Consider the following 11,715-nt stretch of genomic DNA (forward strand, 5'->3'; position numbering starts at 1 on the left):
CTGCGGCGTCGCCGCCGGCGGCGCCAGGGCCTCGGCCGCGCCCAGGTACTCCGCGGTCAGCCGGACCTTCAACGCGGCGAACCGGGCCTTGCACCGGGCCACCTCGGCCAGCCCGTCCAGGCAGTTATCGGCCAGGCTCCGCAGCGGATCGGCGGGGCCGCCGCGGTCGTCAATGACGGCAGCCAGCGCAGCAACGGACGCGGCAAGAGCCGCCAGCGCCGCACCGGTCTCCGCACTGGTGTCCATACTCCGAGCCGCTCCGCTTTCCATAACCCCACACTAAAAGCAGGCACCGACTATTAACGAAGCAACCGCGGCAGCGTTCAGACAAGCCGTCGCCGGAAGAAAATTACGCCGGGGACAAGGCGAAATCGGGCCGATGGCCACGAGCAAGCGACAAACCGCCGGCAGCCGCGGGCCGTCCCTTTAGGAGCGTCAGCCCAGCGCCCTCGGGTGCGCGGCGGCGTAGATTTCGCGGAGCGTGTCCGCCGTAACCAGGGTGTAGACCTGCGTGGTGGTCACCGATGCGTGGCCGAGCAGCTCCTGCACGACCCTCACGTCCGCCCCGCCTTCGAGCAGGTGAGTGGCGAAAGAGTGCCGCAGAGTGTGGGGCGAGACATCCTTGGTGATGTTGGCCTTGTCGGCGGCCGCTTTGAGGATGGTCCAGGCGCTTTGCCGGCTGATCCGCCCGCCCCGGGCGTTCAGGAACAGTGCCGGCGTTCCCTTTCCCTTGGCGGCCAGCAGCGGCCGGCCCCGGACCAGGTAGGCGTCCAGGGCGCGGGCGCCGAAGGACCCCAGCGGCACCAACCGCTCCTTGGAACCCTTGCCGAAAAGCCGGACGATAGCGGGGCCCGGTTCGTCGTCGCCCTGCAGCGAGATGTCGTCCACGTCCAAGCCAACGGCCTCGCTGATGCGCGCCCCGGTGGAGTAGAGGAATTCGAGCAGCGCCCGGTCGCGCAGGCCGGTGGCCGTGTCCGTGCCGGCCGCTTCCAGGATGCGGGTGACCTCGTCCACCGTGATGGCCTTGGGCAGCCGCTTCCCGGGCATCGGCGGGTGCACGTCGCTGGCGGGATCGGTGGGAGTGACGCCCTCCAGCGCCCAGAACTTGTGCAGTCCGCGGACCGCGACTACTGTCCGGGCGGCCGAACGCACGCCCAGGGCCGAACCGCCGTCGGAGCCGTCGGAGAGTGCCTGCACGAAGCCGGTGACGTCTTTCCGGGTGATTTCCTCCGGACGCCGGGGCCCGGCCGCGGCGAGGTGCCGGGCGTAGCGGGCCAGGTCGCGGCGGTAAGCGGACAGGGTGTTGGCGGCCAGCCCGCGTTCCACCCCCATGTGCTGCAGGTAGTCCGTGATGGCCCGGTCGACGGCGGTCAGCGGCCGGACGGCCGGCACCGGAGCAGACGCAGCAAGCGCGGCAGGCGCGGGAACACCAGCTTCGGACGCAGCCGGCTCCGCAACGTCGGGCCCGGCCGCCAGCAGCCCGGTCATCAGCGCTGGCTGGGGTGGGCGGGCCACGGCGCGCTGGCCGGGCGGAGGCTTTCGAAGCCGTCGGCCCTGGCCGCCGCGGCGGCGAGGATCCCGACGACGGCGGACGGGTTGTGCAGGCGGCCCTCCAGCACGGCCCGGACCGCGTCCTCGAGCGGGATCCAGTGCAGCTCGATTTCCGCTTCCTCGTCGGTGCGGACGTGCAGCTCGTGGCCGGGGACGTCGCTCAGGCCGCGGGCCAGGTAGATGCGGATGGCCTCACTGGAGGAGCCGGGCGAGTTGAAGAAGTCGGCCAGCACGTTCCAGCGCTCAGCCACCAGGTCGGCTTCCTCCGCGAGTTCCCGGGCCGCGCCGGCCACGAACTCCTCGCCCTCGACGTCGAGCAATCCGGCCGGAATCTCCCAGAGGGCCATGCCCACCGGGTGGCGGTACTGCTTGATCAGCAGGATCTCGCCGTCGTCGTTCATCGGGAGCACGGCCACGGCCCCGGGGTGGTCGATGTAGTCGCGGACCAGGGGCTCACCGTCCTCGCTCAGCCGGAAGCTGTCGCTGACGACATCCCAGATCCGGCCCTGGTAGACCTTCTCTGAAGACAAAAGACGGCGCGGGCTCGGCTCGTCCGAAACCTGCCGTGCAGCATTGGGGGTCTCAGACTTACCGGGCATCGCGCCGTCCTTTGATTCAGTTGGGAGTTACTTCGACGCTGCCGGGGTGGTCTTGGCAGCGGCCTTGGCGGCCGTGGCGGCAGGCTGGCCCGCGCCGTGCTGGTGGTCCAGCGCAGCCTTGACCAGTCCGGCGAACAGCGGGTGCGGGCGGGTGGGCCGGGAGCTGAGCTCCGGGTGCGCCTGCGTGGCCACGTAGTACGGGTGGACTTCACGGGGAAGCTCAACGTACTCCACCAGCTTGCCGTCCGGGGAGGTTCCGGAGAACACCAGGCCCTCGGCGGCGATCTGCTCGCGGTACTTGTTGTTGACCTCGTAGCGGTGCCGGTGGCGTTCGCTGACCGTCGTGGTGCCGTAGGTCTCGGCGATGACGGAGCCCTCGTCCAGCTTGGCTTCGTAGAGGCCCAGGCGCATGGTGCCGCCCAGGTCGCCCTTGCCGTCGACAATGTCGAGCTGCTCTTCCATCGTGGCGATGACCGGGTACTTGGAGTCCGGCTCGAACTCGGAGGAGGATGCGCCTTCGAGGCCGACCACGTTTCGGGCGTACTCGATCACCATGCACTGCAGGCCCAGGCACAGGCCCAGGACCGGGAGCTTGGATTCGCGGGCGTACTTCAGGGCGCCGAGCTTGCCCTCGAGACCGCGGATGCCGAAGCCGCCGGGGACGCAGATCGCGTCCACACCGTCCAGGGACTTGACCGCGCCCTCGTGGGTTTCGCATTCGTCCGAGGGGACCCAGCGGATCTTGACCTTGGTGTTGTTCGCGAAGCCGCCGGCGCGCAGCGCCTCGGTCACGGACAGGTAGGCGTCCGGCAGGTCGATGTACTTACCGACGAGGGCGATCTCCACCTCGTGCTTGGGGTTGTGCACGGCGTCGAGGAGCTTGTCCCAGCTGGTCCAGTCGACGTCCTTGAACGGCAGGTCGAGGGCACGGACGATGTAGGAGTCCAGGCCCTGCGAGTGCAGCGTCTTGGGAATGTCGTAGATGCTCGGCGCGTCCGGGCAGCCGATCACGGCGTCGATGTCGACGTCGCACATCCGCCCGATCTTCTCGCGCATGGCCTGCGGCACGTCGCGGTCCGAACGGATCACGATCGCCTCGGGCTGGATGCCGATGGAGCGCAGCGCGGCAACGGAGTGCTGCGTCGGCTTGGTTTTGAGCTCCTGCGACGGTCCGATGTACGGCACCAGCGAGACGTGCAGGAAGAAAACGTTGTTCCGGCCGACGTCCTGGCGGACCTGGCGGGCGGACTCGAGGAACGGCTGGGATTCGATGTCGCCGACCGTGCCGCCGATTTCGGTGATGATGACGTCCGGGGCGTTTTTGCCCTCGGCGGGCAGCCGCATCCGGCGCTTAATTTCATCGGTGATGTGCGGGATGACCTGGACGGTGTCCCCGAGGTACTCGCCGCGGCGCTCCTTGGCGATGACCGTGGAGTAGACCTGGCCGGTCGTGACGTTGGCCGAACCCTCAAGGTTTTCGTCGAGGAAGCGCTCGTAGTGGCCGATGTCGAGGTCCGTCTCGGCGCCGTCGTCGGTGACGAAGACTTCGCCGTGCTGGAAGGGGTTCATCGTGCCCGGATCCACGTTCAGATAGGGATCGAGCTTTTGCATTGTTACAGACAGGCCGCGTGCCCGCAGGAGGTGACCGAGGCTCGAAGCCGTCAGTCCCTTACCGAGCGAGGACGCCACACCACCGGTTACGAAGATGTGTTTGGTCGTCTTGGACGAGCCCGGGAACCGGGAATTTACACGGGAATTTGATCGCTGCACCACGGAGTTCGAGCCTATCATCAATTCGTTCTTTCTTGGGTCGGCAAAACGCCGTTGTGATGGTCATCCCAGTCCCAAAGAACCGACCGGGACGGTCAGGCCCGCTGCGGCAGCAGCTTGGCGTCGTCCAGCAACTCCTGGGCGTGCGCCCGGGCCGATTCCGAATCTTCCTGGCCCGCGAGCATGCGGGCAAGCTCACGGACCCGCTCCGCCTCGTCGAGGAGCTGGACGTCGCTGGAGGTGAAGCCCGTGGCCGTGGCGCCGTCGGCGCCGCGCACGGAAGTCTTGGTGACCCGGATGTGTTGGTCGGCGAAGGCCGCCACCTGCGGCAGGTGGGTGACTACCAGGACCTGGACATGCCGGGCGAGCATGGCCAGCCGGCGGCCGATTTCGACGGCGGCGCGGCCGCCGACGCCGGCGTCGACCTCGTCGAAGACGAAGGTCGGGACGGGGTCGACGGCGGCCAGCACGACCTCGATGGCGAGCATCACGCGGGAGAGTTCACCGCCGGAGGCGCCCTTGCCAAGCGGCCGGCCCGGCGCACCCGAGTGCGGCTGCAACAGGAAGGAGATCTCGTCGACGCCGAACGGGCCCAGCTGCTCGCCCGGGTCGACGTTGATGACAAGGGTGGCGTCGGCCATTGCCAGGGCGGTCAGTTCAGCGCTAACCCGGGCGGAGAGGTCCTTGGCGGCCTTCTTCCGGGCCTTGCTGATGGCCCCGGCCTGCTTCCGGAGATCGGCTTCGGAGCGGGCCACCTCGGCGTCCAGCGCCTCGATCCGGGTGGAGTCGTCCTGGAGCTCCTCGAACCGCGCTCTCGCCTGCTCCGCCCAGGCCAGCACCTCGTCGATGCTGGGCGCATACTTGCGCACCAGCTTGGCCAGCGCGGCGCGGCGGTCTTCGATTTCGGCGAGCCGTTCCGGGCCTTCGGTGTCGAGGGAGGCCTGGTAACTGGCCAGCTCGGTGGCGATGTCGTTGAGCAGGAATCCAACTTCGGCCAGCCGGGCGGCGGCGGAGCCGAGTTCCCCGTCGTGTTCGGCGACGTGCTCCAGGGCGCGCTTCGCGGCGTCCACCAGCGTGGTGGCGTCGGCTTCCTCGCCGAAGTCTTCGGAGATCAGGGCCTGGTGCGCGGTGCTGGCGGCGATCCGCAGCTCTTCGACGTTGGCAAGCTTGACGGCCTCGGCCTTGAGCGATTCGTCTTCGCCCGGCTGCGGATCGACGGCGTCGATCTCGGCCAGGGCGGCCTCGAGGGACTCCGCCTCGCGCAGCCGTTCGCGGGCGGCGCTGCGGAGTTCGTCCAGCTCGGCCTGGCTGGCCTTCCAGTGCCCGTGCAGCTGCTGGTAGGCGGCCAGAGAACCGGCGAGGGACTCCCCCGCAAATTTGTCCAGGGCCTCGCGCTGGGCCACCGGGCTCTTGAGCCGGATCTGGTCGGACTGTCCGTGGACCACCACGAGCGTCCCGCCGATCTCGGCGAGGACGCCGACCGGCGCGGTGCGGCCGCCGAGGTAGGCGCGGCTGCGGCCGTCGGCTCCGACGCTGCGCGCCAGCATCAGCTCGGCTCCGCCGTCGAACTCCTCGACCTCTGCCCCGGCCTCACGCGCGCGGTTGACCGCGGCATGGCCGGCGTCGAGCTTGAGCACGGCTTCGGCGGAGGCGCTCTTGGCGCCGCTGCGGACGGCACCGGCGTCGGACCGGGCGCCGAGGAGGAGTCCGACGGCGGTGACCACCATGGTCTTGCCGGCGCCGGTCTCGCCGGTCACAACGCTCAGGCCGGGGCCGAGCGGGAGCGTCGCGTCGGTGATGACGCCGAGGTCGCGGATTCTCAGTTCTTCAAGCATGGGTCACTTCGCGGTCGAGGGATCGGTGGGGGCGCCGGGGTCCGCGGGCTGCGGTTCGGGCAGCTGCGGCCCTGCCTGCGGCGGCGTGGGCAGGGGCGGCATCGGCCGCGGGGTGCGTACCACCGGCAGGGGCCCGGTGTGGATGGAGTCGGGCTGCGGGACCGGGCCGCGCCAGCCCTGGATGGGGAGTTCGAACTTGCGGACCAGGCGGCCGGAGAACGGGGTCTGGTGGGTGCGGGCGAGCCGGACCGGGGTGGCGGAGCGGGTGACTTCCACGCGGGCGCCCGGGGGCAGGTCCACGGAGCGCCGGCCGTCGCACCAGAGCACACCCTGGGCGTCGGTGCGGTTCAGGATCTCGACGGCGAGCCGGGACCTGGGCGAGACCACAAGGGGTTTGGCGAAGAGCGCGTGCGCGCTGATGGGCACGATCAGCAGCGCCTCGACCTCCGGCCAAACCACCGGGCCGCCAGCGGAGAACGCGTAGGCGGTGGATCCGGTGGGGGTGGCGAGGACCACACCGTCGCAGCCGAAGGATGTCAGCGGGCGTTCGTCGACCTCGGTGACCACCTCGAGCATCCGTTCCCGGTTGCCCTTCTCGATGGCGGCCTCGTTCAGCGCCCAGGTGTGCCAGATCTTCTGGCCGCGGACCCAGACCTGCACGTCGATGGTCATCCGCTCTTCCACCGTGTACTGGCGGCTGGCGATCCAGTCGACGGTCTGGGCCAGGTCCGCCCGTTCGCTTTCGGCGAGGAAGCCGACGTGGCCGAGGTTGACGCCGAGCAGCGGCACGTCAACCTCGCGCACCAGCTCCGCCGCGCGCAGGATGGTGCCGTCACCGCCGAGCACCATCACGAGCTCGACGTCCGGAAGTTTTACATGGTCGTGCAGCACCTCAACGGGCTGGTCCAGCCGCCCGTAGAACCGGACCATGTCGCCGAGTTCGGATTTCTGCATCACGGGCACGATGCCGGAGGCATGCAGCTGGGCGCACGCTTCCCAGGCGGCCTTGAGGGATTCCTCGCGGCCGGTGTGGGCAAGGATGAGGACACGCCTGCTCATCGGGTTCCCCTTCTAGTGCGTCTTGTGCTGCTTGTGCTTTCAGTACTTCGGCCAGATCGTTCCCAGTAACGCAGCGACGGCTGCGTCCCGCTCTTCGATCTTAGGCAGGTCTGTCCGGTTCCCGCGTTTTATCCACAGGAAGTACTCGACGTTTCCGTCCTGCCCGGGCAGCGGGCTCTGCGCGAGGCCCTCCAGATCCAGGCCAGCATCCATCGCCGCGGCCGCGACTTTGGCGACGGCCATGCGGCGTTCCCGCTCGGAGGTGACCACCCCGGTGCGGCCCAGCCGGTCTTTGCCGATCTCGAACTGCGGTTTGACCATCAGGACTAGGTCTCCGCCCGGCTCAGTGCACGCAGCGAGCGGCGCCACGACAAGAGCCAGCGAGATGAAGGACAGGTCAGCCACGGTGAGAGAGGCCGGACCGCCGATCGCTTCCGGGGTCATGTAGCGGACATTGAGGCCTTCGTGGACCGAGACCCGGGCGTCGCCGCGGAGCTGCGGGACCAGCTGGTCATGACCGACGTCGACGGCAACCACGTGCGCGGCGCCGCGCCGGAGCAGGACCTCGGTGAAGCCGCCGGTGGAGGCGCCGGCGTCGAGGCAGCGTTTGCCGGCCACTTCGACGGCGGGGAAAGCGTCCAGGGCGCCGGCGAGCTTGTGGGCTGCGCGGCTGACGTAGTCGTCTTCGCTCTTGGTAGCGACATCCAGGGCCAGGTCGTCCTGGACCTGCAGGGAGGCCTTGGCGAGCACCTCGCCGCCCGAGCTGACCTTTCCTTCGCTAATCAGCCGTGCGGCGTGGGTGCGGGACCTCGCCAGCCCGCGGCTGACGAGGGCCTGGTCGAGCCTGGTCATCGTGGGGTTTCCCCCGCGGCCTGCCCGGCGACATCCTCGTTGAGGGCCGCGGCCAGCTCGTCGTGCAGGCCGGCGTAGACCTCGCCGTGGGACGCGACGGAAAGTTCGGGCAGGTCACCGAGGCGCAGCAGCAGGGCGTCGACGGCCGGATCGCCGACGGCGGACTCGCCTGCGGGCTCCGGCCAGTCGATCCGGGCCTCGGTGGAGGGGTTCAGCTCGGTCATGCTGTCCAGTCTAGTGATCCAACCACTCCAGGCTGGGCGCCTTGGCCGTGGGTGTCTCCGGGTTCGCGGCCCACCAGGCGGCGCAGGCAGCGCGCCAGGAATCAAGATCGGCCGGGTTACCGCTGACCCGCAGGCTGGTGCCGAGTCTCTCCGCCGAAGCGCCGCCGCAGCGGTAGCGCCCGTCGCCGTCGTGCTCGATGGCCGGGTAGGGACGGTACAGGTCGGTGAGGTCATTGATCAGGAAGCTGGGGCGTTCCAGGGTGCGGGCGGCGAGGATGGATTCCCGCGTGTCGACGCCCGTCAGCACGGCAACGGTGGCGAAGCCGGCGTTGTTGCCGCCGAGGATGTCGGTGTCCAGCCGGTCGCCGACCACCAGGGGACGGTCGGCGGCCAGCCGTTTGGCCGCGGCGTGGAACAGCGGCGCCTCGGGCTTGCCCGCCACCAGCGGCCGGCGGCCGGTGGCGGCCGCGACGGCGGCAACCAGCGTGCCGTTGCCGGGCGCCATGCCGCGGGCCTGCGGAATGGACATGTCCGTATTGGTGGCCACCCAGAGTGCGCCGGCCGCGACCACGTAGGCCGCCTCCGCGAGGTCCTTCCAGCCCAGGTCGGGGTGGAAGCCCTGCACAACCGCGACCGGGTCTTCGGCCTCACTGCGGACCGGGACGAGGCCCGCGAGTTCGATTTCGCGGGCCAGTGCCTCGCCGCCGGTGATCAGGACGCGGGCGCCGGCCGGCAGCATGGACGCGAGCAGCTCGGCAGCTGCCTGGGAGGAGCTCACCACCTGCTGGTCCTCGGCCGGGGCGCCGAGCTCGCGCAGGTGCTGCGCCACTTCGGCGGGCGACCGGGAGGCGTTGTTCGTCACATAGCCCAGCCCGACGCCGATGCCATTAAGCCGCTGCAGCGACTCCACGGCGCCGGGGATGGCCTGCGGGCCGGCATACACAACGCCGTCCAGATCGGCCAGCAGCGCATCGAACCTGGAAATGAGTTCAGCTTCGGCCATGGTCGCTTAGTCCTCGGCGCGTTCCGGAACGCGGGAGTCGTGGCTGTGGGCATCCCCGGTTTCCAGCCCGTCCGCCTCAAGTTCGTCGGCTTCAACCGAATCGTCATCGGATTCGGCGTCGTCGGACTCAAAGAAGTCCGGCTCTTCGTCGTCGGAGCCGGCCTCAAGATCCTGTGCCGCGGACGCCGGCGCTCCGGTTTCCGGGAGACCGGCGACGGCTTCGGCGCTTGCTGACTTGGGTGCGGGCTCGCCGGCAGCGGCGGCGGACTGCTGGGCAGCCTGCTCCCGCAGGATCCGACGGCGCTGCTCCTCCTCGCGCGCTTCCTCCTCCTCGTCCCAGCCGAGGTCAATGATGTCCGGGTCCTCGTCGACGCCGAGGCCAAGAGCGTTCTCGGCGACGACCGCCTGGCGCTGCCACTTCCCGGCTTCGGCGTCGCGGCCTGCTGCCGTCAAGGCATCGGCGTAGGCGCGGAAGAGCCGCGGGCTGTAGGAGAAGGCGCGGTTGATGTCCAGCTGCGCGATTTCCAGCTCGGAAACGGCGGCCTCGAGCTGGCCCAGGTCGGTGCGGGCGCCGGCAGCGACGATGGCCAGCTCCACCTTGCCCGGAGCGTCAAGGTCCTTGGCTTCTTCGGAGCGGGCCATGTCCAGTGCCCGGTCCGGGCGGCCCAGGCCACGTTCGCAATCGGCCATGACCGGCAGGTGCATGTTGGACCCGCTGATCCGGCGGTAGGTGCGGAACTCACGCAACGCTTCGCCGTAGTGCCCGGCGGCGTAGGCGGTCAGGCCGACAGCTTCGCGGACGGCTGCCAGGCGACCACCACGGCGGCTGGCGGCAAGGGCGTGCTGGAAGGCAAGTTCCGGCTCGTCATCGATGAGGCGGCCGGCCATCACGAGGTGACGGGCCACCCATTCGGCGCTGTTGTCCTCCAGGGTCTTGATCTGGTGCTGCGTGGCGCGGTCCAGTTCTTTGCCGGTGACGTCCTCGTCGATCTGCGGTGAACGCTCACGGTCCGGGCGGTTGGCGCTGCGCAGGTCCTTGGCGTTGGGTTCGCGCACGGGACGGTCTTCGGCGCGGTCGCGGCCGAATTGGCGGGGGCCGGAGTCGCCGCGGTCGAAACTGCGGGCCGGACGGTCCTCGCGGTCGAAGCTGCGGGCCGGACGGTCTTCGCGGTTGCCGAAGGGCTTGCGGTTGTCGCCGCCGCTAAACGGCTTGCGATCACGGTCGCCACCGAAGCTGCGACGCTCACCGCCCTCACGCGACGGACGATCACCAAACGGCTGACGATCACGGTCGCCACCGCCGCTGAACGGCTTCCGATCACGGTCCCCACCAAAACTGCGACGCTCACCGCTCTCACGCGACGGACGATCACCAAACGGCTTACGATCACGGTCGCCACCGCCGCTGAACGGCTTACGATCACGGTCCCCACCAAAACTGCGACGCTCACCGCCCTCACGCGACGGACGATCACCAACCGGCTTACGATCACGATCGCCACCACCACTGAATGGCTTATGATCACGATCTCCACCGAAGCTGCGACGCTCACCACCCTCACGCGCAGGACGATCACCACACGGCTTACGATCACGGTCGCCAGCACCACTGAACGGCTTACGATCACGGTCGCCACCACCACTGAACGGCTTACGATCACGATCTCCACCGAAGCTGCGACGCTCACCACCCTCACGCGACGGACGATCACCAAACGGCTTACGATCACGATCGCCACCACCACTGAATGGCTTACGATCACGATCTCCACCGAAGCTGCGACGCTCACCACCCTCACGCGACGGACGATCACCACCCGGCTTACGATCACAATCGCCAACACCACTGACTGGCTTACGATCACGATCTCCACCGCAGCTGCGACGCTCACCACCCTCACGTGACGGACGATCACCAAACGGCTTACGAGCACGGTCACCAGCAACACGGAACGGCTTACGATCACGGTCGCCACCGCCGCTGAACGGCTTACGATCACGGTCCCCACCGAAACTGCGACGCTCACCGCCCTCACGCGCCGGACGATCACCAAACGGCTTACGATCACGGTCGCCAGCACCACTGAACGGCTTACGATCACGGTCGCCACCACCGCTGAACGGCTTACGATCTCCATCACGCGACGGACGATCACCAGATGGCTTACGATCGCGGTCATTGAATGACGGGCGCGATCCCTCCGAACGATCGTCCCTTCCACGGAAGCCGCGGGGGTTTCCGCCGGAGTTGTTGGTCCCGCGGAATCCCCCGCCGCCGGAGTTGCGTCCNTTACGATCTCCATCACGCGACGGACGATCACCAGATGGCTTACGATCGCGGTCATTGAATGACGGGCGCGATCCCTCCGAACGATCGTCCCTTCCACGGAAGCCGCGGGGGTTTCCGCCGGAGTTGTTGGTCCCGCGGAATCCCCCGCCGCCGGAGTTGCGTCCGCCGCCGAAGTTACCGCGGTCGTTGCCGCCTCGGTTGCCGTCGTTGTGCTCAGCCATGGTGGATTCCTCCTGTTATGAGCTGACCACTGGCGCAATCGCAGCCGCTCTGTTTCCGTGTTTCGTTCGCTACGCAACCCGAAATCAAGCGCTTCGAAGTCCGTACATCTCAATCAATTCTAGGCGAGTCGTCTCCGCCCGGCTAACGGCAGCGGGCCATTCCGGCCCCGCGGTGTCAAGTCTCACAGGGCTGTTCCACCTTCGCTGCGCACCGGCAGCTCAAACCGCCGACCTTGAATGGTGGTGGCCTTGTTTGTGGTTATTAAATGGCTCAGGCCCCGACACGGTGTGTCGGGGCCTGGCTGTAATGG

General features: G+C 68.7%; 10 protein-coding genes and 1 pseudogene. 1 reads left to right on the forward strand and 10 read right to left on the reverse strand.

Features of this window, described 5'->3' with window-relative positions:
• The 10 genes and pseudogenes from ABLI39_RS17205 to ABLI39_RS17250 form a co-directional block, all read right to left on the reverse strand.
• Nucleotides 1-246 (reverse strand): annotated as a pseudogene (locus ABLI39_RS17205) (HNH endonuclease signature motif containing protein); the annotation flags it as partial.
• A gap of 189 nt (nucleotides 247-435) precedes the next feature.
• Nucleotides 436-1,488 carry a site-specific tyrosine recombinase XerD gene (gene xerD / locus ABLI39_RS17210; RefSeq protein ID WP_349414775.1) on the reverse strand — a complete coding sequence of 351 codons (1,053 nt, stop codon included), beginning with the start codon at nucleotides 1,486-1,488 and terminating at the stop codon, nucleotides 436-438.
• Complete coding sequence (locus ABLI39_RS17215) at nucleotides 1,488-2,150, reverse strand: NUDIX domain-containing protein (RefSeq protein WP_349414776.1); 663 nt, start codon at nucleotides 2,148-2,150, stop codon at nucleotides 1,488-1,490. The genes xerD and ABLI39_RS17215 overlap by 1 nt, the downstream gene beginning before the upstream one ends.
• Before the next feature lie 27 nt (nucleotides 2,151-2,177).
• Nucleotides 2,178-3,941 (reverse strand): CTP synthase, encoded by a 1,764-nt coding sequence (pyrG, locus tag ABLI39_RS17220; protein WP_349414777.1) that lies wholly within the window; start codon nucleotides 3,939-3,941, stop codon nucleotides 2,178-2,180.
• 74 nt (nucleotides 3,942-4,015) lie between these two features.
• Nucleotides 4,016-5,755: a DNA repair protein RecN gene (gene recN, locus ABLI39_RS17225; protein ID WP_349414778.1), complete on the reverse strand. Its 1,740-nt coding sequence runs from the start codon at nucleotides 5,753-5,755 to the stop codon at nucleotides 4,016-4,018.
• A 3-nt stretch (nucleotides 5,756-5,758) separates the two neighbouring features.
• A complete protein-coding gene (locus tag ABLI39_RS17230) occupies nucleotides 5,759-6,814 on the reverse strand; it encodes an NAD kinase (RefSeq protein ID WP_349414779.1) in 1,056 nt (351 codons plus the stop codon).
• 39 nt (nucleotides 6,815-6,853) lie between these two features.
• Nucleotides 6,854-7,666, reverse strand: a complete 813-nt coding sequence (locus ABLI39_RS17235) for a TlyA family RNA methyltransferase (RefSeq protein WP_349414780.1) — start codon at nucleotides 7,664-7,666, stop codon at nucleotides 6,854-6,856.
• Nucleotides 7,663-7,890 (reverse strand): hypothetical protein, encoded by a 228-nt coding sequence (locus ABLI39_RS17240; protein ID WP_349414781.1) that lies wholly within the window; start codon nucleotides 7,888-7,890, stop codon nucleotides 7,663-7,665. The genes ABLI39_RS17235 and ABLI39_RS17240 overlap by 4 nt, the downstream gene beginning before the upstream one ends.
• 10 nt (nucleotides 7,891-7,900) lie before the next feature.
• Entirely contained in the window at nucleotides 7,901-8,893 is a 993-nt protein-coding gene (locus ABLI39_RS17245; RefSeq protein WP_349414782.1) for an HAD-IIA family hydrolase, read from the reverse strand.
• Between the two features lie 6 nt (nucleotides 8,894-8,899).
• Nucleotides 8,900-9,949, reverse strand: a complete 1,050-nt coding sequence (locus ABLI39_RS17250; protein WP_349414783.1) for a tetratricopeptide repeat protein — start codon at nucleotides 9,947-9,949, stop codon at nucleotides 8,900-8,902.
• A 30-nt stretch (nucleotides 9,950-9,979) separates the two neighbouring features.
• Between ABLI39_RS17250 and ABLI39_RS17255 the strand changes: the two genes are divergently transcribed.
• Nucleotides 9,980-10,798 carry a hypothetical protein gene (locus ABLI39_RS17255; RefSeq protein ID WP_349414784.1) on the forward strand — a complete coding sequence of 273 codons (819 nt, stop codon included), beginning with the start codon at nucleotides 9,980-9,982 and terminating at the stop codon, nucleotides 10,796-10,798.
• Nucleotides 10,799-11,715 lie beyond the last annotated feature (917 nt).

The organism is Pseudarthrobacter sp. B907 (genome assembly GCF_040137805.1).
Classification (GTDB): Bacteria; Actinomycetota; Actinomycetes; order Actinomycetales; family Micrococcaceae; genus Arthrobacter.